We start from the raw sequence: 21,731 nt of genomic DNA on the forward strand, positions 1-21,731 counted from the left end.
AGGGAGCGCCGATGACGGCAGCATTCACATTTCCGGGGCAGGGTTCCCAGGCGGTCGGCATGGGCAAGGCCCTGGCCGATGCCTTTCCGGTGGCGCGCGCCGTGTTCGACGAGGTCGATGCCGCGCTGGGGGAGAAGCTGACGGCGACCATCTGGGATGGTCCGGCTGAAACCCTCCAGCTCACCCAAAACGCCCAGCCGGCCCTGATGGCGGTGTCTATCGCCACCCTGCGGGTGCTGGAGGCCGAAGCCGGGTTTTCCGTGCGGCGGGATGCGGCCTTCGTCGCCGGCCACTCGCTCGGCGAATATTCGGCGCTGGCCGCGGCCGACAGCCTGACGATTTCCGACACGGCGCGGCTGCTTCGCATCCGCGGTCTCGCAATGCAAAAAGCTGTGCCGGTCGGCGTCGGTGCGATGGCCGCTCTGCTCGGCCTCGACTACGAGGCCGCCGTGGCGGTGGCGGAGGAGGCCGCTCAGGGAGAGGTCTGCCAAGCCGCCAACGACAATGGCGGCGGGCAAGTGGTCGTCTCCGGCGACAAGGCTGCGGTCGATCGCGCCGTCGAGATCGCCAAAACCAAGGGCGCTAAGCGAGCAATGCTGCTGCCGGTGTCCGCACCGTTCCATTGCAAACTGATGCAGCCGGCTGCCGACGCAATGGCGGAGGCGCTGGCCGGGGTCACGATCAAGGCGCCGGCCGCCCCGCTGGTGTCGAATGTGCTGGCGAGCGCGATCACCGATCCCGACGAGATCCGCCGGCGCCTGGTCGAGCAGGTCACCGGCACTGTGCGGTGGCGCGAGTCGGTTGCCTATATGGCGGGGCAGGGCGTCACCCGTTTCTTTGAGATCGGTGCCGGCAAGGTGCTGACGGGCCTGGTCAAGCGTATCGCAGACGGTGCCGTCGGCGTTGCGGTCGGCGGTCCCAACGACATTGCTGCTGCCAAAGATGCATTGGCTGCTGCCAAGCAGGCCTGAAGCGCGATAATTCGTCGTCGCGCGCGAGTTCTACAGTTGACGCACGACCCTTTCGGAAAACCGCTGCGCGCGTTTCCGGATCATGCCTTGGAGGAGTTATCGATGTTCGATCTGACTGGCAAAAAGGCGCTCGTCACCGGCGCAACCGGCGGCATCGGCGGCGCGATCGCGCAGGCGCTGCACGCGCAGGGCGCCACCGTCGCGATATCGGGGACGCGCAAGGAAGTGCTGGATGAGCTTGCAGGCAAGCTCGGCGAGCGCACCCATGTGCTGCCCTGCAATCTCTCCAAAGTCGAGGAGGTCGAAGCGCTGGTGCCCGGTGCGGAGGCGGCGATGGGACAGGTCGACATCCTCGTCGCCAATGCCGGCATCACGCGCGACAATCTCTTCGTGCAGCTCCGTGACGAAGACTGGGAGGAGGTCATCAACATCAATTTGACCTCGACCTTCCGGCTTGCCCGCGCCGCAACCAAATTGATGATGCGCAAGCGCTTCGGCCGCATCATCGCCATCACTTCGGTGGTCGGCGTCACCGGCAACCCGGGGCAGGGCAATTATACTGCGTCGAAGGCAGGCCTGATCGGGATGATCAAGACGCTGGGTGCCGAATACGCCAAGCGCGGCGTCACCGCGAACTGCATCGCTCCCGGCTTCATCAAGACCCCGATGACCGATGCGCTCAACGACAAGCAGCGCGAAACGATTCTGACCAAGGTTCCGGCCAATCGCCTGGGGACGCCAGAGGACATCGCGGCGGCCGCCGTCTACCTGAGTTCGAACGAAGCGGCCTATGTCACCGGCCAAACCATCCACGTCAACGGCGGCATGGCCATGATCTGACGCCTCATGCCGCACCGCCCCTTGGGCAGCCGAATGCGGCAAACGGCCGTTTCCGGAGCGAAATGAGGCTTGTAGTCAACGCAATTGAAGTATGATAACCGGACCTTCAACGGATGGGCAAAGAACGCCATTGCAGGTTTTTGAAACCCTGTATATTGGCGATGCGGAGCCTTGGCCGTCATTCGCCGGGCCTGCATCGGTTAGGATGGGGCCAGATCAAAGTTCGTAAGCGAAGGCAGTCAACGACCACGACGGCTCGTATCGTCCCGGGGGGTCGGGTCTACAGGGAACAACACGAGGTTATGCAATGAGTGAGATTGGCGAGCGGGTTAAGAAGATCGTGGTCGAACACCTTGGTGTTGAACCCGAGAAGGTTGTCGACGCTGCGAGCTTCATCGACGACCTCGGCGCCGACAGTCTGGACACCGTCGAGCTGGTGATGGCGTTCGAAGAGGAATTCGGTTGCGAGATTCCGGACGATGCCGCGGAAACGATTCTCACCGTCGGCGACGCCACCAAGTTTCTCGAGAAGAACGCGAAGAGCTAACGCTCTTCATTTTCGCGGGGACAACATTGAAACCGGACGGACCGCCCAACAGCGGTCAGCCGGTTTCTTGTTATTGGCCGTGAATCTTTCGATGCGGAGTTTTCGGACATGAGGCGGGTTGTCGTTACGGGTCTTGGCATGGTTTCGCCACTCGGCTGCGGAGTCGAGCCGACCTGGAAGCGCATCCTCGACGGCGAAAGCGGCGCACGCAAAATCGAGAGCTTCGATGTCTCCGATCTTCAGACCAAGATCGGCTGCACGGTCTTGCGCGGCGACGGCACCAACGACACTTTCAATCCCGACATCTGGATGGAGCCGAAGGACCAGCGCAAGGTCGACGACTTCATCATCTTCGGCATGGCCGCAGCCGGCCAGGCGCTCGACGATGCCAACTGGCATCCCGAGACCGAAGAGGATAAATGCGCCACCGGCACCATGATTGGATCCGGCATCGGCGGCCTCAACGGTATCGCCGAGACTGCGGTCCTGCTGAAGGAACGCGGGCCGCGCCGGGTCTCGCCGTTCTTCATTCCGGGCCGCCTGATCAATCTCGCCTCCGGTTATGTCTCGATCAAGCATGGGCTGAAGGGGCCGAACCATTCGGTGGTCACGGCCTGCTCGACCGGCGCTCACGCGGTCGGCGATGCCGCCCGCCTGATCGCGCTCGGCGATGCCGACGTCATGGTTGCGGGCGGCGCGGAATCGCCGATCGGCCGCATCGGCATTGCCGGCTTCAACGCCGCGCGTGCGCTCTCGACAGCCTTCAACGAAACGCCTGAGAAGGCCTCGCGTCCTTACGACAAGGACCGGGACGGCTTCGTGATGGGCGAGGGCGCCGGCGTTCTGGTCCTGGAAGAGCTCGAACACGCCGAGCGCCGCGGCGCGAAGATCTATGCCGAGGTGATCGGCTACGGTCTCTCGGGCGATGCCTACCACATCACCTCGCCGTCACCCGACGGCGACGGTGGCTTCCGCAGCATGACGGCAGCGCTCAAGCGCGCCGGCCTCACCGCGTCCGATCTCGACTACATCAATGCGCACGGCACCTCGACACCGCTCGGTGACGAGATCGAGCTCGGTGCGGTCGAACGTCTGCTCGGCAATGCCGCTTCCAAGGTCGCGATGTCCTCGACCAAATCGTCGACCGGTCACCTTCTGGGTGCGGCTGGCGCGATCGAGGCGATCTTCGCCATTCTCGCGATTCGCGATAATGTCGTGCCACCGACCATCAACTTGGACAATCCATCGGTCGAGACTGCGATCGATCTCGTGCCGCACAAGGCGAAGAAGCGCGAGGTCAACGTCGCGTTGTCGAATTCTTTCGGTTTTGGCGGTACCAACGCGTCGGTGATCTTCCGGCGTCCGGTCCAATAGTTTGTGTTTGCGACGAATCCACCGTTTTGCCGTATTCGGCGATAGTCATACAAGTGGGCGCGTGTACTTGGCCAGACAAGCGATTGTCGGGTCGCATTTGAACCGGCAGGATTCAGGTTGCTTCGATGAGTGAAAGGCCGCCCATTTCGCCCCGGAGCCCGCGGGCAGCGCTCGAGCCCGAGCAGGTCCCGCCGCCGCCGAAGCGATCGGACCGCGCGCGCAATCCGTTCGTGATCGTCGGCAACGCCATCATCACCCTGCTGCTGATTGCAATGATCGGTGCGGGCGGCGTGTACTATTACGGCCGGCAGGTGCTCGAGGCGCCGGGACCGCTGAAGGAAGACAAGATCGTCAATATCCCGCAGCGCGCCGGCAAGCGCGACATCGCCGAGACGCTGAACCGGGAAGGCGTGACCGACGTCAATCCGTGGGCGTTCATTGCCAGCGTCGCTGCGTTGAAGGCGAGCTCGGACCTCAAGCCCGGTGAATACTCGTTCCAGAAGAACGCGTCCTTGCGCGACGTCATTGCCACAATCGTCGAGGGCAAGGTGGTGCAGCATGCCGTGACGATTCCGGAGGGCCTCACCTCCGAGCAGATCGTGGCGCGCCTGTCCGACAACGACATCTTCACCGGCAGCGTGCGTGAGCTGCCGCGCGAAGGCACGCTGCTGCCCGAGACCTACAAGTTCCCGCGCGGCACCCCGCGCGATCAGGTGATCCAGCGCATGCAGCAGGCGCACAAGCGCGTGCTGACCGAGATCTGGGAGCGCCGCAATCAGGACATTCCGGTCAAGAGTCCGGAGCAACTGGTGACGCTGGCCTCGATCGTCGAGAAAGAGACCGGCAAGCCTGACGAGCGCAGCCGTGTCGCCGCGGTGTTCGTCAATCGCCTGAAGCAGAGGATCAAGCTGCAGTCCGATCCCACGATCATCTATGGCCTCGTCGGCGGCAAGGGCACGCTCGGCCGTCCGATCAAGCGCAGCGAGATCACGCAGCCTTCGCCCTACAACACCTATGTCATCGAGGGCCTGCCGCCGGGCCCGATCTCCAACCCCGGCCGCGCCTCGCTCGAGGCTGCCGCCAACCCGGCCCGTACCCGCGACCTCTATTTCGTCGCGGATGGTACCGGCGGGCATTCCTTTACCGAGACCTACGACGCGCACCAGAAGAACGTCGCCAAGCTGCGCGCCATGGAAAAGCAGATCCAGAACGACACGGTCGAGCCGGCCGAGGACGCGCAGCCGCCGGCCGGCGCCGCGCCCGGCGCCGCCGATACGCCGACGGCGACGACGCCGGCACGCCCCAGCCAGCAGAAGAAGCCGCCGGCCGCTCGCCCCGCGGGTCCGCCGCCGGCCCGACAAGGCGCGGTGCAGGCCTCGCCCCCGGTGGTGCAGCGCTAGGCCTGCGCGTAGACCTGCCCCGCGGGACTTTGCGGATTACATTTTCCTGCAAAATAGTCTTAAGATTCGCGTGGCTTGATGGCCGCGCGAATCCCGTGCTTCTGGAGAAATTGACCTGATGGCGTTGTCGTCCATGACCGGCTTTGCCCGAAGCCACGGCGCGAGTGGGCCGTATACGTTCGAATGGGAATTGAAGTCGGTCAATGCCAAGGGCTTTGACTTGCGGGTGCGGCTGCCGCAGGGGTTCGACGAGCTTGAGGCTCATGCCAAGAAGCGCGCCGCCGAGCTGCTCTCACGAGGCACCGTCTACGCCAATCTGACCGTCAAGCGGGCCAATGCAGCCACCAGCGTCCGCGTCAACGAGGACGTGCTCAACGCCGTCCTCAAGGCCGCCGCCGTGATCGCCGGCAAGGTCGATGCGGTCGCGCCGAGCGTCGACGGGCTTTTGGCCATCAAGGGGGTCATTGAGGTCGCCGAGCCCGAGGGCGACGAGGAGGAGGACAAGGCCGCGCGCGCCGCCGCCGCGGATGCCTTCGACAAGGCGCTCGCCGAACTCGTCGAGATGCGCAAGCGTGAGGGGACCTCGCTCGGGCAGATCCTGATCCAGCGCGTCGACGAGGTCGAGCAGCTGGCGAAGAAGGCGGAGGCCGCGCCCGGTCGCAAGCCCGAGGCGGTCAAGGCCAGGCTCGCCGAGCAGATCGCGAGCCTCCTCGACACCTCCGACCGTTTTGATTCCGACCGCCTGATGCAGGAAGCGATCCTGATTGCGACCAGGGCCGACATCCGCGAGGAGCTCGATCGGATCGCCTCGCACATCGCGCAGGCGCGCGAGCTGATCGGCAAGGGCGGCCCGGTCGGGCGCAAGCTCGACTTCCTGGCGCAGGAGTTTCACCGCGAAGTCAACACCTGCTGCTCGAAGTCGAACGACATCGAGCTGACCAATACGGGGCTCGCCATGAAGAACGTGGTCGAGCAGTTCCGCGAGCAGGTCCAGAATCTGGAGTGATCGATGACGATTGGCGGTCACGGAACTGATGGTGTCGAGCGGCGCGGATTGATGTTCGTGCTGTCCTCGCCGTCGGGCGCGGGCAAGACGACGCTGTCGCGCATGTTGATCGACCGTATGCCCGGCCTTCGAATGTCGGTGTCGGCGACCACGCGGGCGATGCGGCCGGGCGAGGTCGACGGCAGGGATTATTCGTTCGTCGACAAGGCTACCTTCGGCGCGATGGTGAGAGCCGACCAGCTGCTGGAATGGGCGACCGTGTTCGACAACAGTTACGGCACGCCGCGTGCGCCGGTCGAGGCGGCGCTGTCAGCCGGGCAGGACGTGCTGTTCGACATCGACTGGCAGGGCACGCAGCAGCTCCGAGAGAAGGCGCGCGCCGACGTCGTCAGCGTGTTCATCCTGCCGCCCTCGGCTGCCGATCTCGAGAAGCGGCTGCATTCGCGCGCGCAGGATTCCGACGAGGTGATCCGCAAGCGCATGAGCCGCGCCAGCCACGAGATGAGCCACTGGGCCGAGTACGACTACATCGTCATCAACCACGACGTTGACGAGGCCTTCGCCGAGGTGCAGTCGATCCTGAAGGCCGAACGCCTCAAGCGCGAGCGGCAGACCGGCCTCGTGGGCTTCGTGCGAGGTCTGCAAGGTCAACTTCAAGGCTAGTAGGCTGCGTCAGCCGCGGCCCGTCCTTCGCCAACCGTTCCAGCATCGTCGTGATCACGTCGATGTCGATGGCGTTCTCGACTCCCGCGTCGTCATGGCCGGCCGGCTCTTCGTCATTCACGTCGTTGGCCGCGAGCTGCGGTGCGGCCTCGATCTGGAATTCTCCGTTGAAGATATCGGCCTCGTCGAGCTCTGCGGCCTCGACGTGGACTTGGTCTTGCGCTTGCGGGGCGAGCTCGTCGATCACATCGATCTCGCGATCGATCGCGGCGAGCTGCGCGGTCTTGAGCTGGGTTGACTGCGGACGCAGGGCATCGAAATCCACCGGGCGGGGCTGCCGAGCGTGCGGCGCGCCGGCGGGCGCAGCGTTGAGCCAGGGTGCACGGCCATCGTCGTGATCGTGCGGCTCAAAATTGTCCCAGTTGACGCGGCGCTGGTCGGCGGCCTGGACGCGCATGCGTCCACCGGCGAAGCGGTAGATGACGCTGGCGAGGATGCCGGCAAGCGCCAGCGCGCCGCCGATCACGAGCAGCAGCATCTGGAGCGAGCCGGTCTGCTTGTCGGCGGTGCTGTCTGCCGCGGCCAGAGCCATCGGAGCAGGGGACTTCGCCGGCTTCGCGGTCGGCTGCGCGGCGGCCGCGACAGGTGCAGGCGACGGCTGCTCTGTGGGCGCGGCGGACGCCGTGGAGGCGTCGGGCCAGCGCCCGGCGACGGCGGGCTGCTGTGCGTTGGCGTCAGCGGAGGGGTTCGCAGCTTGCTGCGTCGGCGCCGGTCCCGCCTGTGCAGGCGTCTTCACGGCGGCGATGCTCTGCGGCGTCAGATATTCGGCGCGCGCGTCCTCGACCGAGTGCTGCTGCGGCACGGCTGAATCCGCTGCAGGCGTATCGGGCGCAGTCTGTGCGGTTTGGGTGGCCTTGCCGCCTTCGGCGCGCAGATACCAGCACTGCCGCTTGGTCGCGCGCTCGAGGCGATAATGCCAATGCTGGCCCTGCGGCGCGGCGCCCTTTGGCGAGCCAAGGCAGTCGCTCGCGGCATTTGCCGTGCTCGGTGGCGTCGATGCATTCTGCGACACGGCGGCAAGTGGCGCGCCGGCAATGATGCTGCCTACGAGGGCAGATAAGAATTTTGCGGTGCGGTTGCCCATCCTGGTCTCCCGATTACGCATGACGCAACTCGTTACCTTCCCTTTGTCGTCAAAGACTTGGGTGGCAATGAGCCGCAAATCCGGAGAGGATGTGGCCTGAATCGGGCTTGCGCGGCGTTCGTTCCCCCCGCGAAACCAGACTTTTTCGCTGCTATTGCTTGGTCGAAGTCCAGGTTCCGCCGCAGCCGTCCGAGCGGCGGAAGGAACCGGAGCCGCTGCGGGCAGCGAGGCGGCCCGAGCCGGTAAAGGTCACGCCATCACCTTGACCGAACGTGCTGACCGCGCCGCTCGCGCTGACGGTACCCGTGACGCCTTGGCCTATGACCTTGCCCGAGGAGACCACGACCGCGCCGGACGTGGTGCCGCCGCAGCCGACGCTGACGACCATCCAGGCGCCGTCGAAACTCACGCCACCGCCTCCACCACCGCGTCGCGAGGAGCTGCGCGGCTCCTCGGCGGGCTTGCTGCGGCGCGCCGAGGGCGCCGGCTCGGCGGAACGATCCGACCGCGAGCCGGACAGCGATTTCTCGTCATTGCCGATCGAGCCGCCGGCGCTGCCGGACTGCGCAACGGCGGACGGTGGAGCGCCGACGGCGGACAGGAAGACGGTCAGGGCAATCGCAGGGATGATGGCGCGCATGAGTAAAAATCCAGAATGAAAAATCGTATCAGCGGCCGGAGCCGTCGGCACAGACGGAACCGATAATGCGGCAAGCTTTGCCAGCCTTGCCGCATTCGTCAAGCGCGGCATCTTTCGCGCGCTGCACGCTGTCGCGCTGGACCAGCGACCAGGATTTGTCGGAGATCGCGAACGCGCCGCAGCGGTTGCCATAGAAAGACAGCTCGATCGGACATTTGGCGCCGGCGCAATTGCCGCGCGCATCCGCCACCGCCGCGCGCCGCGAGGCGTGGTTCCAGGAGATGCCCCATTTGCTGCCGTCGGGGCCGTAGACGATCGAGCCCCATGGCTTCAGGTCCTCCATCTTGCGCATCCGCAACAGCAGGCCTTCGGTGGCTTCGCCCGTCGGCGCCATGGAAATCCGCTGCTGGAGTTTCGTGATCGCGCGGGTCAGTCCATCAGGGCTGTCAGGATCGAAATTGAGCTCGTAGAGCCGCTCGCTGAGTTCGCTCAGCAGGGCGGCATCGCGCAAGGGGACGCGGTCCGGATCGGCGCGCAGCCGATCCGCCGGCGGCGGATCGGGCTGCATCGCTGCGACCTGCGGCGGCGCGGTTTGCGTGGGGGCGACGAAATAGAAGGTGCCGTCGATCGGCGAGGACGACACCCAGGGCTGCTGCGCGCCGGACGTGGCGCGCTTCACCGCGAGGCCGACCTGGTTGAAGGTCTGGAACACGTCGAGGCCCGCGGTCCGGACCGTCGCGGCCAAGGCCTTGGTGTAGGGGCTGTGGCCGTCGCTGCCGTCCTGGGCGACGTTGCCGGGTTGGGTTGCGTAGGAGATCAGCGTGCCCTCGGGCGCGCGCATCTGCGCGAGGCCGCCATCGGAGGCGCGCAGGCCGCGTGAGCCGAAGGGGTTGTTGCGGCAGGCGTCCAGGATCACGAGGTTGAGGCGCGTGCCCGATCCCTGCATCTGGCGCAGCACGAGGTTGACATCGGTCATCTGGAAGTCGACGTCGGCCTCGCGGGTCGGATTGGCGCCGACCGGCACGAGATAGTTGGCGCCCGAGACCTGCACGCCGTGGCCGGCATAATAGAACAGCGCGACGTCGGCGCCCTGCACCTGCCGGCCAAAGCTCTGCACCGCCAGATCCATCGCGCCCTTGTCAAGATCGAGCTGGGCGCGGCCTCCGACCAGCGAAAAGCCGAGCAGGCCAAGCGTGTCCGCCATCAGGCTCGCGTCCTTGGATGGATTGTCGAGCGGCGTGATGTTCTTGTAGGCGGAGTTGCCGACCACGAGCGCGATGCGCTTCTCGGCCGATGCCGGGTGCGTTGCGACGACGAGCAGGGCTGCGACCAGCATCGCCAGCCCCGGGACGCGATTGAAAATCCTCGCGCGCATCAAAATTCCCCAAACAATATCGCCATTCTACCAGCTCGAGGCGCGGGCGAAAAGCGGTGCGACAGTGTGTACAGCGTTGGCCGGTCGCGCCGGGGAGGGCGCACGCTTGCGCGTTCCCGCGGCAGATTCTGCCCGAACCTTGCTGCCGTTCATCGCCCAACTGGAGGCCAAAGGGCGCAGGGAAGGTCGGGCGCCGGCGGCACCCGTTGGTCCGTGCGCTACAGGAATGCACACGGGGTGGACCGATAGGGTGGCCGATCGCCCGGCCTTCCCTGCGCGGATGGTTTTAACGGTGTCCTTCGTGCTCTCCCCGGGGAGCGATGCACTATTGCCCCCGTCGCCTGGCCGATCGATGATGCGCGCGCCCGGTCGGGCCGCCACATCACCGCGAGGCTTGACGCACAGACCCCGGGCGTCAGGACCACACGACTTCTCCATCCGCGGACGGTCCGGCCGAAATCATCGAGGGCTTGCGTGTGCTCACCCCCGATGACCGACAAGCCCGCTCTCCAGCGCCGTGTCGTACGCGTCGCGCGAGGACTCACGGTTGCCCGCCCTGTCGTCACGCCGCCCGCGCCGTCGCTGCCGCGTCCACCGCCACCCGGCCCCCATGTCGTGACGGTCGCGAACGCCCCTTTGGCAGGGCCAGGATGACGGGCGTATGCCACAAATCCGAAATTCGGAAAAGCGAAATATTTTTGCGCGGAGGCCTTGACGGGGGTGTTTTGCCCGACGCGTCAGCGCCGGTGGCGAACGACCCAAATCGGGCTTGGAGCCACCTGAAACGCTTGTCATCCGCTGGCAAGAACAATGTCGAAATGCGCGATCAACGCATGCCTCTCAAGGCGTGATGGCGAATTTTTCAGAGTAACGATTAACCTTTCCGGATGCGGGGCCGCATTGAGCCAGCGGTCGGTCACGTTTTCTTCTTCGCCAGCGAAATACAACTGGGTCACCAGGCAATCGAACCGCCCCTCAACGGTGAGATGAATGTGCGGCGGCCTGACCTCGCCCTCTGCTGTCGGATAGCGGCCCGGTTTGACGGTACGAAAGCTGTAGTGCCCGGCCGCATCCGTTGTGAGACGCGCGAAGCCTTTGAAATTGGGATCGAGCGGCGCCGGATTGATATCACTCGGATGACGATATTTCCCCGCCGCGTTGGCTTGCCAGATGTCAATGCGTGCATGCGGCACCGGCGCTCCCGAACGCGTGAGCACGCGTCCGCTGAGATGGATGAGCTGGCCCAGCGCCTCAGCGGTGCTGCCGCTTGGACGCGCCAGATCGGTTGCCAGATCGGGGTGCTCCGAGACCGGGTAGAACGGGCCGACAATCTGCGGCGGCGTGATCGCCAATGCTGCTGCATCGCGGCCACTCGTCTGGGCTTTGGATGGGGTCTGGCTCATCAAGGCAGCTTGATATCCGCATCCTTGACGACCTTGCCCCAGTGGGCGATGTCACTCCGGATTCCCTCACCAAATTCTGCGGCGGTGCCACCCACGGCTACGGCTCCTATCTTGTCGAGCGAAGCGCGGATCTTCGGCTCGAGAAGTACCTTGTTAATTGCCTTGTTGAGCTGCGACGTTACTTCCGCAGCCGTTCCACGCTTCGCTGCAAAGCCGATCCAATCGGCTGTCACCAGATCGGGAAAGCCTGCCTCGATCACAGTGGGAATGTCTCCCAGGGCAGCAATCCTGGTGGGGGCGGTGACGGCAAGCGCTCGCAACTTGCCGGTCGCAATGAGGTCAATAACCGGAAGCGTGGTGACAAACATATATTGGACGTTGCCGCTGATCAGATCGGTGATTGCTTGGGAAAACTGCTGGTAGGGCACGTGGGTGGCGCGCACGCCCGCCTGCAATGCAAACATTTCGCCGATCAGGTGCGAGGGGGTGCCGAAGCCCGCGGAAGAGAAGTTGAGCTTCCCCGGCTTGCTCTTGAGCAACGCCACCAGACCGGCTAACGAGTCGACCGGCAAGGAAGGCGTTGTAACGAGCACGGTGTAGGATTTCGATATCTTGATCACCGGATCGAAATCCACATCCGCCCGTGTCTCCGCCTTCGGAAGCAGGGCCGGGGTGACCGTCATCGGAAGGCTCATGGTCAGCAGTGTATAGCCGTCCGCCGGACGACCGCTCACGTCGTTCATGGCAATGGTCTGCAGCGCACCGGGGCGATCTTCCACCACAAGTCGCCAGCCTTCATTGGCCGCGAGCTCGTCGGCGATCATGCGGCTGATGATGTCGGGCGGTGTCCCCGCGCCGGCAGGGACGACAACACGTATGAGATTGGACGGATAAGGCTGCGCGGCGACCTTGCCGGGCAGCACCAATCCCGCGAGGCTTCCGAGCAGGAAGGTGCGACGGGGTACGTGAATGTTCGACATGGCTGCTCCAATCCTTGGCGGTGGAGGGTAACGCGAATTGCAGCTTGTCCCGCGGACCTATATAAGAAAAGTTCTATTTCTCGATAGTTCTATTCCATTTCGGAAAGGGTCGCATGCTCGATGCATCCCAGATCAGCCGTCGGATCAAGCTGCGGCAACTGAACGTGTTTATCGCCGTCGTGGAATACGGGAGCATGGCGAAGGCGGCCGAGCACCTAGCAATTTCTCAGCCTGTCATATCCAAGATGATCGCAAGCCTGGAGCAAACGATCGGCCTTCCGCTTCTGGAGCGCAGCCGGCTCGGCGTTGAGCCCACGCTTTACGGCAAGGCCTTGCTCAAGCGCAGCATTGCTTTGTGCAACGATTTGCGGAGTGGCGTCGACGAGCTGCAATCGCTCGCTGATCCCGCGGTGGGTGAATTGCGCATTGGCAGCACCGAGCCCGTGATGGCCGGACTACTGCCCGCCATCATTGACCGGCTATCCCGGCAATATCCGAGGCTCGCGCTTCACATCATCGAGGGCGAACCGCCGGAGCTTCAGGATCGTCATCTGCGCAATCACGACATCGACCTCATGATAGGGCGCCTGCCGAGCCCGACACCGGCTGCCGATACCGATGTCGAAGTGCTGTTGCACGAAAGCGGTGTCGTTGTCGCAGGCTTGCACAGTCCGTGGGTGCGGCGGCGCAAGATCCGCCTCGACGAGCTGGTCAACGAGCGTTGGTGCCTGCCGCCGCGCGAAAGCTTTCCGGGCGGCTGGATTGCCAACGCATTTCACGCCTCCGGGCTGGAGGTGCCACGTGCCAGCGTAACCGTGTATTCGATCCTTATGCAGTCGGCGTTGCTCTCGTCGGAACGATTCCTGAGTTTCCTTCCGGCATCGATGTTGCACTTCAGCGCGAAGCGGCTGTCGATGAAGGTTTTACCGGTGGAAATGCCTATTCAGATGTGGCCGATCGGGATCATTGCGATGAAGGGCAGAACGCCAAACCCTGCTCAGCGGCTGCTCGTCGAGTGCGCCCGGGAGGTCGCAAAGCCGCTCGCAGGTAAGCGAAACGCGCGTCGTTCCGCTCCTGCGCGGCCATCGTCGGCTACCCCGGGGTAAGGCGGTGGCCGGGCGAGCTCAGCGAGCATTCCGGAGTGCTGCCGCGGAACGATTTCTGGAATGCTTGTCTTCGCCGGAAATGACGCCGAGGAGATGGCGCGGTCCAACCGGATCACCTCGGGAAACTTATCCTTCCGGCCGTCGTTTAATTGCGGCTGAGGAGACGCCATGCCGATCAAGGACCAGATCAAAAATCTCGCCAAGAAGTTCGTTGAGGATCACCCCGACGCGGCAACGCTGCGGGCGCTCGTGCGGGCTCGGAAGCCGACAGCCATCCGTTTCGACGACGATGGCATCGTGCCGAATAACCCGCATTTTCCCGTCTTGCTCTATCGCGGTGCGGTGAACCTGAAGACCCGGCGTTTTGCTCCAGAGGTCATCATCGACACGCTGTTCGATCGTCACGGCTGGGGCCGCTCTTGGCGCGATACGGTTTATGACTTTGTCCACTATCATTCGCAGATCCACGAAGTGATGGGCGTGGCACGCGGCACGGCCAGGATCGAGTGCGGCGGGATCAAGGGGCGAATCCTGAGCGTGAAGGCCGGAGATGTTCTGGTCCTTCCCGCGGGCACGGGACACCGGCTGATCGAGTCCAGCCGGGACTTCCTGGTCGTCGGAGCGTATCCGCAGGAGGGGACGTATGACGAGTGCACCGACACGCGAGAGCGTCCTGAGGCCAGCAAACGCGTCGCCAAGGTCCGCAAGCCGAAGACCGATCCCGTGCTGGGTGCCGGCGGCCCGTTGCTCAAATCATGGCGGATAAAGCCATCGCGATCGTGAGGCGGGGGATCGCTTTTGCTGTGCCGGTTCGAATGTCGTTCGTTGGAACGCCGCCCGTCTTTGTCAGGTCAGATAATCCGGCGTGAAATCCGCGAGCGCGCGGAGCTCGTCGGGTTGCAACAGCTCGATCTCGCTTCCCTCCCAGGCAATCAATCGGCGCCCTCTCAGCTCCTGGATGGTGCGATTGACGTGGACGATCGACAGTCCGCAGGCATCGGCGACGTGCCGCTGCGTCATCGGCATCTGGAAGCGGCCGTTCTTGACGAGGCCCACGACCTCCAGCCTTGCGGCGAGCTCGCAGATCAGATGGGCCACCTTGGGCAGTGCCGCCTGTGCGCCGAGGCGCGCGATCCATTGTCGCGAGATCGCCGCATCGATCAGCGTCTCGCGCCAGAACGCGCGGGTCAGGTGAATGGAGCCGTCGAGCAGCTGCTTGAGTTGGCTGTGTGCGACGTAGCCGACGAGGGAAGGGCCAAGACCGACGAGGTCCGCATCCATCGGCGAGACCAGCAGCGTGTGGAGGCACGGCATGTCGCCGGGAACGTGGAAGGCGAGGATCTGGCTGCGATCGCCGACGATGCGCGCCTGATAGAGGAAGCCGCTGACGACGAAAACGCAGCGAGAGGTATCTTCACCCTGGCGCAGCAGGGTCTCGCCGTCGGAGACCTGGCGCAGCGTGGACGGCAGAGCCGCGATCTGGCGGCGTTCGTCGTCGGAGAGGCCTTCAATCGCCTGGAGATGTGCGATGAACTTGGGGTGCGGCATGGAGAGGAGGAGGTGTTTCAGTCGTCACCCGGCATCGCCGGCTCGAGCAGGCATCGTGAGAGTTTCGCGATGGTCCAATCGGACACGGGAACCGCCTGGAACTCGCGGATGGCGCGCGCAAGCTCCTGATCCGACATCGGCCGCGCCGGCTCCTTCAGCGTGCCTCGCTGGAAGGCAGCGCTGATACTGTCCAGGTGCTCGCCCGACTCCGATGCGAACAGGTGGCGAATGCGCTTCAGGATCGTCGTAGAGCTCATGCGAATGGCGGGCGCAGTCAGCGATCGAGGGACGGTGGGCTGCGACCAAGTAATGTCGCAGACCGGTAGCAACCTGTGCTTCCGACCCGCGTTCTAGTCCGCTGGATACGGGCCAGATGTATCATTTGATCGAACCGGCAGGATTTTTGGCGGGACCTATGGAAAAAGCGCATGACGTGCTGATCCGGAACTTGGGCGAGCACACCGCACTCGCCCAGGAGGATGTCGCCGAAATTCGCGGGCTGACCTTTGTGCAGCGCGAGTTCGCGCCGAACGAGGATTTCATCCGTCAGGGCGACGAACCCGAGCATTCGGCGCTGGTCGTCTCCGGCATGATCGCGCGCTACCATTTGCTCGACAGCGGCCGGCGGCAATACCTCGCGTTCCATCTGTCCGGCGACCTGCCGGACTCCCAGGGCTTGTTCATCGACCAGATGGACCATGGCCTCTGCGCCCTCGGGCCTGCCTCGGTGGCCTTCATCCCGCATCGCGAATTGTTCATTGCCTTCCGGCGACGACCGACCTTCGCGCTGTCGGTTTGGCGCGAGACCCTGCTCGATGCCGCGATCTTTCGCGAGGCCATCACCAACAACAGCGCCCGGCCGATGCACGCGCGCATGGCACACCTGTTCTGCGAGCTGTTCTACCGCGCCCGCGCAGCGCAGCTCGTCCGCGGCAATCGCTGCCGCCTGCCGCTCAGCCTGGCGCAGCTCGGCGAGACCTTGGGTATGGCGATCGCGACGGTGAACCGGACGCTCGCCGACCTCAGGCGGAGCGGGACCATGGACATGCACGACGGCGAGCTCATCGTCATGAAATGGCGCGAATTGCAGCGGCTCGGAGGCTTCAGTCCGACCTATCTGCACTTGAAGCGCCAATCGCCGCCGCATGCGTGAGACCTAAAGCTAACCGTCCGCGGCCGTGCGTCCCATCACCTCGTCAAAGTGCTTCTTCACCCAGTCGTTGCAGGAGCAGGCTCTGGCTTCGAGCGCCGGCGCATCTAGGATCAGGATGGCGCCGCGGCGTGTCGCGAGGATCCGCCTGGCCTTGAACATCTGGATGACGCGGCTGGCATAGCTGCGGGACACGCCGAGCATGCCGGCCAGCTGCTCATGGGTGAGGGGGATCTCGGGGCCGCCGACGTGCTCCTGCGCGGAGATGATCCACTTGGCGGCGCGCTGCTCGATCGAATGCGCGGCATTGCAGGCCGCGGTCTGGAGTAGCTGCGCGAACTGGCAGTCGGCGTAGCGAGAGAAGATTTGCAGAAGCGTAGCCGACCTCTGTTGGGCCTGCTCGAGCACGCGCGGCGGCAGCCGCAGCAGGGTGCCGCCCAGCTTCACGACGATGCGCGAATAGGCCAGCGAGGCGCTGCGGCCGGCGGCAATGCCCACCGCGCCCTCGCGCCCGACCAGCAGGCTTTCGACCTCGCGATCGTCCTCGACCGGCACGGCGAACGACACGAGCGTGGAACGGCAGGGAAAATGGACCGCCGCCACCTCGTCGCCGGCATGATAAAGGATGTGGCTCGCCTCGAGTTCGACCGGCTGGAGGTGCGGCGCGAGCAGTTCGAAATCCGGGCGGCTGAGCTGCTGGAGAAGATCGTTCTGGGGCCGACCGGTCACATGTCTTGCTCTGGCCGGGAATCGGCACCGGCCAGAACCCTACGTTTCCGTGACGGAGCCGACGGTTCCAAAGTGCACACAAGGCGTTTTCAGCCGTTGAAAAATGGCCTCCGGCTTGCGGAATTCCAGAAAGTTTTGGCGAGGCATGGGACGAGGCAATGGCGCAGCCGAACCCAGCGGCCTTCAACATTGCGAGCTCTGTGCAGGAGTGCACACAGCAGGGCGCGGCTCCAGCGTAGCGCGCTCGTCGCGGAGCGCCGCAGCCCGTGCGCTCTGCCCGACGGACCGCCGGCCTATACCTCAACGCCGCCGGGCCGGCGGGCCCGAGGGCGGCCGGGATGTTCATCACCCGAAGTTCGTCACCCGAAGCGTGCTTCGCAATCGTGCGCGGGCCGGCCTTTTTCCGCGTGGGCGCGATAGGCATCGATCGCCCTGTTGGCGAGCATCAGTTGCCGGCGCTCGCCGGTCCTGAGCTGGGCCTCAATGGCGTCGAGCAGGACGTTCGCCGTCTCGTCCGGGGAGCCGAGCTCTCCGCTCTGCTCCAGGAAACTCCAGGCGATGAAGAATGCGTTCTCGACGGTGCAGCGAATGGACATGGCTGCCAACGCGGCGCGGCCGTTGCCGTTCCGCGGGACAGACGAATGCTTTGAATTGGCGCGCGTGCCCGCTACTTCAGCGAGCTGCCGATCGAGGTGAACTTCTTGTTCAGCGTCGCGCCGAGATTGTTGACGACGGCGATGATCGCAAGCGCAATGCCGGCGGCGATCAGGCCGTACTCGATCGCTGTGGCGCCGGACTCGTCGGCGAGGAAGCGGCGGATCGTCTGCATGGTTGCCAGAAATCCAAAAAGAGAGCTGGCGAGGACCGTATTCTGCAGAGAGCGGGTTCCCCAATTTGGAACACGGGTCTGCGTCAGTTTCTAGTTCTTGAGCACGATGCGGCCGACGACCTTGCCGGCGCGAAGCTCGTCGATCCATGTTTGGACGTCGGCCATCGGCTCCTCGCGCATCGGCGTCGGCTTGATCTTGCCGGCGCGGGCGAGCGCCATCAGCTCGTGAGCCTCGGTGAGTGTGCCGACCATGAAGCCCTCGATGGTCATGCGCTTGTAGACCCATTGCACCATCGGCAACGTGAACTGCCCCCCCATCAGGCCGGAGACCACGATCTTGCCGCCGCGCGCGGCGACGGCGACCGCGAAAGCCATGGACTTCTCGTTGCCCGCGAAGTCGACGATCTCGTCGAAGCCGCCATCGGTTTCCTTGAGGATGCGCTTGACCACGTCGGGCTCGGCCGGATCGTAGGCCACCGCCGCGCCGTTCTTCAGCGCGGTTTCGCGCGCGGCACCGCTGAGGTCGGCGACCGTGATCGGCTGCTTGAACATGGCCGCCGCGAAGGAAAGGCCCATCATGCCGACACCGCCGAGGCCGATCAGCAGGAGGTTGCGCTGGCGCGGCCGGTCGACCAGGCGCTTGAGCGCGCCGTAGGCGGTGACGCCGGAGCACATCAGCGTCGCGGCCTGGTTGACGGGCAGGGGATCGTAGTCGAGCAGATATTTCGCGTCGGGCACCAGCACGTGGGTAGCGAAGCCGCCGTCGATGGAGACGCCGAGAAAGCGCTGTCTGGCGCAGAGATTCTCGTCGCCATTGGCGCAGTCGCGACACTGGCCGCAACCGATCCACGGAAACACCGCCTTCTTGCTGCCGACGAGACCGGCGAATACCTCGGGGCCGACTTCGTCGACCACGCCCGCGATCTCGTGGCCGAGCGTGAAGGGCAGCGTCATGCCGCGCGTGGTGTCGAGCTTCTTGCCGCCGCCGAGATCGGCGTAGCCGTCCTGGATGTGCAGATCGGAGTGGCAGAGGCCGCAACGCTCGATCCGCACCAGCACCTCTCGACCTTGCGGCTTCGGCGTCTCGACGATGGTCTCGCACAGCGGCGCATCGAACTTGACGAGGGACTGCCGACGCATCAACGCCATATTTCTTCCTCCGAAATTATCTCTCTGTTTCGCTGCGTATATTGGCCAATTCACGGGCCATGGCAACAAAGCCGGAAATCGGAACGGTCTCCGCGCGCCGCGTCGCATCGACGCCGGCAGCTGCGGCGAGCCGCGCGGGATCGGCGCCGAGCGCCTTCAGGCTTTGCCGCAGCATCTTGCGGCGCTGGCCGAAGGCGGCGGCCGCGACCTGTTCGAGCAGCTTGCGATCGCAGGCGAGAGGCGTTTCGCGCGGGATCAGTCGCACAACGGAAGACGTAACCTTCGGCGGCGGCACGAAGGCGGACGGCGCGATGTCGAACAGGATCTTGGTCTCGCAGCGCCAATTGGCGAGCACGCCGAGTCGGCCGAAGGCCTCTTCGTCCTCGCGCGCCACGATGCGCTCGCCGACCTCGCGCTGGAACATCAGGACCATCATTTCGTACCAGGGCGGCCAGGGTTCGGTGGTGAGCCAGCCGACGAGGAGGTGGGTCGCGATGTTGTAGGGCAGGTTGGCGACGATTTTTGCTCTTTCGCCTGATAGCAGCGGGCGCGGGTCGAAGGTCATGGCGTCGCCATGGACGATCTCGAGACGGCCGGGATAGCGCGCAGCAATATCCTGCAAGGCAGGGATCGCGCGCTCGTCATGCTCGATGGCGATGACGCGTCTGGCGCCGAGCGCGAGCAGGGCGCGCGTCAGCCCGCCCGGGCCGGGGCCGATCTCGATGATGGTGGAATCCTCGAGTGGAGCCGCCGCACGCGCGATGCGCGCGGTGAGATTGAGGTCGAGGAGGAAGTTCTGGCCGAGCGATTTGCGCGCCGACAAGGCGTGCTGGCGAATGACCTCGCGAAGCGGCGGGAGGTCATCGATCGTGCTCATCGGGTTTTCGCAGCCGCCATCCGGCTCGCAAGCCTCAACGCAGCGATCAGGCTTGCCGGATTGGCCTTGCCGGTGCCGGCGATGTCGAAGGCGGTGCCGTGGTCGGGCGAGGTGCGGATGAAGGGCAGTCCGAGCGTGACGTTGACCGCGTCATCGAAGGCCACAGTCTTGATCGGGATCAGCGCCTGGTCGTGGTACATGCAGACGGCGCAGTCATAGCTGTTTCGCGCGGCTTCGTGGAACATGGTGTCGGCGGGGAGCGGTCCCTTCGCCTCGATACCGTCGCCCCGCAACGTCTTGATCGCCGGCGCGATCACGGTCTGCTCCTCGTGGCCGAGCGAGCCGTCCTCGCCCGCGTGCGGATTGAGGCCGGAAATCGCGATGCGCGGATTCGCGATGCCGAAGCGGGATTTGAGTTCGGTCGCGACGATGCGCACGGTCGAGACGATCAGCTCGCTGGTGAGCTGGGCCAGTGCATCGCGCAAGGAGACGTGGATGGTCACGGGCACTACGGCGAGCCGCGGCGACCACAGCATCATCACCGGCTGCGGCGTGGGGCCGTCTTCCGCGGCGAGCTCTGCGAGGAATTCGGTATGGCCGGGATGGCGGAAGCCGGCACGATAGAGCACGCTCTTGGCAATCGGATTGGTGACAACGGCGCCGGCGCGGCCCTCGCGGACATCCGTGACCGCCTGGCGGATCGAGGCGAGCGCGGCCGGCGCGCTCGATGCGTCGGGCTTGCCGGGCGCGGCGCTCGCGGGCTCGCCGGACGCAACCACGGGCAGGGCCTCGGGGAAGGCGGCCTCGGCCTCGCCGGTGGTCACCGAAGCGATCCTGACGGCAGCGCCGAGCGCCTTGGCGCGGCGGGCGATCAGCGCCTCGTCGCCGAGCAGATAGAAGGCGGGCAGGTCCAGTTCGCGGCGCTTGAGCCAGGCTGCGATGGTGATGTCGGGGCCGATGCCGGCAGGCTCTCCCAGCGTCAGGGCGAGGGGCTTGGCAGGCTGCTTGGCCATCAGCGGTTGCGATACTCGATCATCGCCGCCTTGCGGAGCTCCTCGAGATAGGTCTTCTGGGTCTTCTCGTACTTCTCCTGATACATCTTCTCGCGGACCTCGCGCTTCTTCGGCGTGTCGATCATGGTCGGCTTGCGCGAGCACAGCACCACCATCTCGATGCCTGCCTTGGTCGTCTCGGGCGCGGTCAGGTGGCCGATCGGCGTGTCGTCGAGCACCTTACGCAGCGCCTCGGGTAATTCAGCGGTGGTCTTGGTGACGACGTCGCGGATGGTGGCGTTCGGCGTGGAGCGGAACAGCGAATTGGCTTCTTCGCAGCTTCCGACGCGCGAGCGATACTGCTCGGCTTCCTTATGCCGTGTCTCCAGGAACGCCGGCGACGAGCCCCGTGGCACGATCAGCACGATCGGCTGCATCTTGTATTCGGTGCCCTCGATCTGCAGCTTGTCGCCGGTCTGGGCCTGCACGGCCTGCGCGACGTCCTTCTCGCCGACCAGCAGCTTCTCCTTGAAGCGGCCGCGCACGAGGCTGGTCCAGACCATCTCGGCCTTCATGCGGCTCTTCAGGGTTTCGGGGCGGACGCCCTTGACCTCGAGCGACTTGGTGAGCTGGTCCGGCGAGATGCGCATGCGCTGCGCCATGCCCTCGTAGGACTGGTTGATGTCGGAGACGCCGGGGTCGACACCATATTTCTTGCCTTCCTTCATCTTCACCCGGTCGTCGATCAGCTCGTTGATGACGTCCTGGCGGGCCGGTGTCTTCTGCGTCGTCAGCTGGTCGAGCTTGGAGCGCTGCTCGATGTCGAAGTCGGTGATGGGATCGCCGTTGACCATCAAGACGATGTTCTGCGCACGCAACGGCGCGCCGGCCAGCAGCAGGGCGGCGAGGATGAGGAAGAGGCGGAAGACAGGCAATGGGATCGTCATATTTGTCGCTCGCATGTCAGCCGAGGTGAACCTGCGATCGGGAACACGCGGCCGGCACCTT

24 protein-coding genes are annotated in these 21,731 nt (G+C 64.9%); 10 read left to right on the forward strand and 14 right to left on the reverse strand.

Going from position 1 to position 21,731, the window contains the following annotated elements; translation table 11 throughout:
• Positions 1-11 precede the first annotated feature (11 nt).
• The 7 genes from fabD (at position 12) to gmk (ending at position 6,801) form a co-directional block, all read left to right on the forward strand.
• A complete protein-coding gene (gene fabD, locus AC0L23_RS27090) occupies positions 12-971 on the forward strand; it encodes an ACP S-malonyltransferase (RefSeq protein ID WP_026233738.1) in 960 nt (319 codons plus the stop codon).
• A 102-nt stretch (positions 972-1,073) separates the two neighbouring features.
• Complete coding sequence (gene fabG / locus AC0L23_RS27095; protein WP_026233737.1) at positions 1,074-1,811, forward strand: 3-oxoacyl-[acyl-carrier-protein] reductase; 738 nt, start codon at positions 1,074-1,076, stop codon at positions 1,809-1,811.
• Between the two features lie 307 nt (positions 1,812-2,118).
• Positions 2,119-2,358, forward strand: a complete 240-nt coding sequence (locus AC0L23_RS27100) for an acyl carrier protein (RefSeq protein WP_006020277.1) — start codon at positions 2,119-2,121, stop codon at positions 2,356-2,358.
• Between the two features lie 108 nt (positions 2,359-2,466).
• The gene (gene fabF, locus AC0L23_RS27105; protein ID WP_085352911.1) at positions 2,467-3,732 is read left to right on the forward strand and encodes a beta-ketoacyl-ACP synthase II; all 1,266 of its coding nucleotides are present in this window, start codon (positions 2,467-2,469) and stop codon (positions 3,730-3,732) included.
• A gap of 125 nt (positions 3,733-3,857) precedes the next feature.
• Positions 3,858-5,132, forward strand: a complete 1,275-nt coding sequence (gene mltG, locus AC0L23_RS27110) for an endolytic transglycosylase MltG (RefSeq protein WP_085362176.1) — start codon at positions 3,858-3,860, stop codon at positions 5,130-5,132.
• 118 nt (positions 5,133-5,250) lie between these two features.
• Entirely contained in the window at positions 5,251-6,138 is an 888-nt protein-coding gene (locus tag AC0L23_RS27115; RefSeq protein WP_018459114.1) for a YicC/YloC family endoribonuclease, read from the forward strand.
• Positions 6,139-6,141: 3 nt separating this feature from the next.
• The gene (gmk, locus tag AC0L23_RS27120; protein ID WP_085352913.1) at positions 6,142-6,801 is read left to right on the forward strand and encodes a guanylate kinase; all 660 of its coding nucleotides are present in this window, start codon (positions 6,142-6,144) and stop codon (positions 6,799-6,801) included.
• Here the strand turns inward: gmk and AC0L23_RS27125 are convergent.
• The 5 genes from AC0L23_RS27125 to AC0L23_RS27145 all read right to left on the reverse strand — a co-directional run bounded on the left by AC0L23_RS27125 (position 6,734) and on the right by AC0L23_RS27145 (position 12,343).
• Positions 6,734-7,945 carry a hypothetical protein gene (locus AC0L23_RS27125; RefSeq protein WP_018459112.1) on the reverse strand — a complete coding sequence of 404 codons (1,212 nt, stop codon included), beginning with the start codon at positions 7,943-7,945 and terminating at the stop codon, positions 6,734-6,736. The two genes, gmk and AC0L23_RS27125, sit on opposite strands and share 68 nt — an antisense overlap.
• A gap of 151 nt (positions 7,946-8,096) precedes the next feature.
• Positions 8,097-8,585 (reverse strand): hypothetical protein, encoded by a 489-nt coding sequence (locus tag AC0L23_RS27130; RefSeq protein WP_018459111.1) that lies wholly within the window; start codon positions 8,583-8,585, stop codon positions 8,097-8,099.
• A 28-nt stretch (positions 8,586-8,613) separates the two neighbouring features.
• Positions 8,614-9,960 (reverse strand): caspase family protein, encoded by a 1,347-nt coding sequence (locus AC0L23_RS27135; protein ID WP_085352914.1) that lies wholly within the window; start codon positions 9,958-9,960, stop codon positions 8,614-8,616.
• 791 nt (positions 9,961-10,751) lie between these two features.
• A complete protein-coding gene (locus AC0L23_RS27140; RefSeq protein ID WP_085352915.1) occupies positions 10,752-11,363 on the reverse strand; it encodes a dioxygenase family protein in 612 nt (203 codons plus the stop codon).
• On the reverse strand, positions 11,363-12,343 hold the full coding sequence (locus AC0L23_RS27145) for a Bug family tripartite tricarboxylate transporter substrate binding protein (protein ID WP_085352916.1): 981 nt from the start codon (positions 12,341-12,343) through the stop codon (positions 11,363-11,365). The genes AC0L23_RS27140 and AC0L23_RS27145 overlap by 1 nt, the downstream gene beginning before the upstream one ends.
• Positions 12,344-12,456: 113 nt before the next feature.
• Between AC0L23_RS27145 and AC0L23_RS27150 the strand changes: the two genes are divergently transcribed.
• Both AC0L23_RS27150 and AC0L23_RS27155 read left to right on the forward strand, forming a co-directional pair.
• Positions 12,457-13,449: a LysR family transcriptional regulator gene (locus tag AC0L23_RS27150; RefSeq protein WP_085352917.1), complete on the forward strand. Its 993-nt coding sequence runs from the start codon at positions 12,457-12,459 to the stop codon at positions 13,447-13,449.
• Positions 13,450-13,617: 168 nt separating this feature from the next.
• On the forward strand, positions 13,618-14,232 hold the full coding sequence (locus AC0L23_RS27155; protein WP_085352918.1) for a cupin: 615 nt from the start codon (positions 13,618-13,620) through the stop codon (positions 14,230-14,232).
• A gap of 63 nt (positions 14,233-14,295) precedes the next feature.
• Here AC0L23_RS27155 and AC0L23_RS27160 read toward each other — a convergent pair whose 3' ends face one another.
• Both AC0L23_RS27160 and AC0L23_RS27165 read right to left on the reverse strand, forming a co-directional pair.
• A complete protein-coding gene (locus AC0L23_RS27160) occupies positions 14,296-14,997 on the reverse strand; it encodes a Crp/Fnr family transcriptional regulator (protein WP_018459105.1) in 702 nt (233 codons plus the stop codon).
• A 17-nt stretch (positions 14,998-15,014) separates the two neighbouring features.
• A complete protein-coding gene (locus AC0L23_RS27165) occupies positions 15,015-15,254 on the reverse strand; it encodes a hypothetical protein (protein WP_018459104.1) in 240 nt (79 codons plus the stop codon).
• A 158-nt stretch (positions 15,255-15,412) separates the two neighbouring features.
• Here AC0L23_RS27165 and AC0L23_RS27170 point away from each other — a divergent pair, with 158 nt between their 5' ends.
• A complete protein-coding gene (locus AC0L23_RS27170; RefSeq protein ID WP_018459103.1) occupies positions 15,413-16,150 on the forward strand; it encodes a Crp/Fnr family transcriptional regulator in 738 nt (245 codons plus the stop codon).
• A gap of 9 nt (positions 16,151-16,159) precedes the next feature.
• Here AC0L23_RS27170 and AC0L23_RS27175 read toward each other — a convergent pair whose 3' ends face one another.
• The 7 genes from AC0L23_RS27175 to AC0L23_RS27205 all read right to left on the reverse strand — a co-directional run bounded on the left by AC0L23_RS27175 (position 16,160) and on the right by AC0L23_RS27205 (position 21,670).
• On the reverse strand, positions 16,160-16,876 hold the full coding sequence (locus AC0L23_RS27175; protein ID WP_085352920.1) for a Crp/Fnr family transcriptional regulator: 717 nt from the start codon (positions 16,874-16,876) through the stop codon (positions 16,160-16,162).
• A 359-nt stretch (positions 16,877-17,235) separates the two neighbouring features.
• Positions 17,236-17,472, reverse strand: coding sequence for a hypothetical protein (locus AC0L23_RS27180; RefSeq protein WP_018459101.1), 237 nt, complete (start codon positions 17,470-17,472; stop codon positions 17,236-17,238).
• 71 nt (positions 17,473-17,543) lie between these two features.
• Positions 17,544-17,705 (reverse strand): Flp family type IVb pilin, encoded by a 162-nt coding sequence (locus AC0L23_RS27185; protein WP_018459100.1) that lies wholly within the window; start codon positions 17,703-17,705, stop codon positions 17,544-17,546.
• 90 nt (positions 17,706-17,795) lie between these two features.
• On the reverse strand, positions 17,796-18,854 hold the full coding sequence (locus AC0L23_RS27190) for an alcohol dehydrogenase (protein ID WP_018459099.1): 1,059 nt from the start codon (positions 18,852-18,854) through the stop codon (positions 17,796-17,798).
• A gap of 16 nt (positions 18,855-18,870) precedes the next feature.
• On the reverse strand, positions 18,871-19,731 hold the full coding sequence (gene rsmA / locus AC0L23_RS27195; RefSeq protein WP_018459098.1) for a 16S rRNA (adenine(1518)-N(6)/adenine(1519)-N(6))-dimethyltransferase RsmA: 861 nt from the start codon (positions 19,729-19,731) through the stop codon (positions 18,871-18,873).
• The gene (pdxA, locus tag AC0L23_RS27200) at positions 19,728-20,744 is read right to left on the reverse strand and encodes a 4-hydroxythreonine-4-phosphate dehydrogenase PdxA (protein WP_085352922.1); all 1,017 of its coding nucleotides are present in this window, start codon (positions 20,742-20,744) and stop codon (positions 19,728-19,730) included. The genes rsmA and pdxA overlap by 4 nt, the downstream gene beginning before the upstream one ends.
• Positions 20,744-21,670, reverse strand: a complete 927-nt coding sequence (locus tag AC0L23_RS27205; RefSeq protein WP_026233734.1) for a peptidylprolyl isomerase family protein — start codon at positions 21,668-21,670, stop codon at positions 20,744-20,746. The genes pdxA and AC0L23_RS27205 overlap by 1 nt, the downstream gene beginning before the upstream one ends.
• Between the last annotated feature and the right edge of the window lie 61 nt (positions 21,671-21,731).

The sequence above is a fragment of the Bradyrhizobium sp. MI1.4 genome, from assembly GCF_055811315.1.

Excerpts from the sequence above, each read along its gene's own strand:
- mltG (WP_085362176.1), top strand. The coding sequence starts at position 3,858 with ATGAGTGAAAGGCCGCCCATTTCGCCCCGGAGCCCGCGGGCAGCGCTC.
- AC0L23_RS27130 (WP_018459111.1), bottom strand. The coding sequence starts at position 8,585 with ATGCGCGCCATCATCCCTGCGATTGCCCTGACCGTCTTCCTGTCCGCC.
- AC0L23_RS27150 (WP_085352917.1), top strand. The coding sequence starts at position 12,457 with ATGCTCGATGCATCCCAGATCAGCCGTCGGATCAAGCTGCGGCAACTG.
- AC0L23_RS27125 (WP_018459112.1), bottom strand. The coding sequence starts at position 7,945 with ATGGGCAACCGCACCGCAAAATTCTTATCTGCCCTCGTAGGCAGCATC.
- AC0L23_RS27165 (WP_018459104.1), bottom strand. The coding sequence starts at position 15,254 with ATGAGCTCTACGACGATCCTGAAGCGCATTCGCCACCTGTTCGCATCG.
- AC0L23_RS27180 (WP_018459101.1), bottom strand. The coding sequence starts at position 17,472 with ATGTCCATTCGCTGCACCGTCGAGAACGCATTCTTCATCGCCTGGAGT.
- fabF (WP_085352911.1), top strand. The coding sequence starts at position 2,467 with ATGAGGCGGGTTGTCGTTACGGGTCTTGGCATGGTTTCGCCACTCGGC.
- gmk (WP_085352913.1), top strand. The coding sequence starts at position 6,142 with ATGACGATTGGCGGTCACGGAACTGATGGTGTCGAGCGGCGCGGATTG.
- AC0L23_RS27145 (WP_085352916.1), bottom strand. The coding sequence starts at position 12,343 with ATGTCGAACATTCACGTACCCCGTCGCACCTTCCTGCTCGGAAGCCTC.
- AC0L23_RS27185 (WP_018459100.1), bottom strand. The coding sequence starts at position 17,705 with ATGCAGACGATCCGCCGCTTCCTCGCCGACGAGTCCGGCGCCACAGCG.
- AC0L23_RS27140 (WP_085352915.1), bottom strand. The coding sequence starts at position 11,363 with ATGAGCCAGACCCCATCCAAAGCCCAGACGAGTGGCCGCGATGCAGCA.
- AC0L23_RS27170 (WP_018459103.1), top strand. The coding sequence starts at position 15,413 with ATGGAAAAAGCGCATGACGTGCTGATCCGGAACTTGGGCGAGCACACC.
- pdxA (WP_085352922.1), bottom strand. The coding sequence starts at position 20,744 with ATGGCCAAGCAGCCTGCCAAGCCCCTCGCCCTGACGCTGGGAGAGCCT.
- AC0L23_RS27155 (WP_085352918.1), top strand. The coding sequence starts at position 13,618 with ATGCCGATCAAGGACCAGATCAAAAATCTCGCCAAGAAGTTCGTTGAG.
- fabD (WP_026233738.1), top strand. The coding sequence starts at position 12 with ATGACGGCAGCATTCACATTTCCGGGGCAGGGTTCCCAGGCGGTCGGC.
- AC0L23_RS27190 (WP_018459099.1), bottom strand. The coding sequence starts at position 18,854 with ATGGCGTTGATGCGTCGGCAGTCCCTCGTCAAGTTCGATGCGCCGCTG.
- fabG (WP_026233737.1), top strand. The coding sequence starts at position 1,074 with ATGTTCGATCTGACTGGCAAAAAGGCGCTCGTCACCGGCGCAACCGGC.
- AC0L23_RS27160 (WP_018459105.1), bottom strand. The coding sequence starts at position 14,997 with ATGCCGCACCCCAAGTTCATCGCACATCTCCAGGCGATTGAAGGCCTC.
- AC0L23_RS27100 (WP_006020277.1), top strand. The coding sequence starts at position 2,119 with ATGAGTGAGATTGGCGAGCGGGTTAAGAAGATCGTGGTCGAACACCTT.
- AC0L23_RS27115 (WP_018459114.1), top strand. The coding sequence starts at position 5,251 with ATGGCGTTGTCGTCCATGACCGGCTTTGCCCGAAGCCACGGCGCGAGT.
- rsmA (WP_018459098.1), bottom strand. The coding sequence starts at position 19,731 with ATGAGCACGATCGATGACCTCCCGCCGCTTCGCGAGGTCATTCGCCAG.
- AC0L23_RS27135 (WP_085352914.1), bottom strand. The coding sequence starts at position 9,960 with ATGCGCGCGAGGATTTTCAATCGCGTCCCGGGGCTGGCGATGCTGGTC.
- AC0L23_RS27205 (WP_026233734.1), bottom strand. The coding sequence starts at position 21,670 with ATGACGATCCCATTGCCTGTCTTCCGCCTCTTCCTCATCCTCGCCGCC.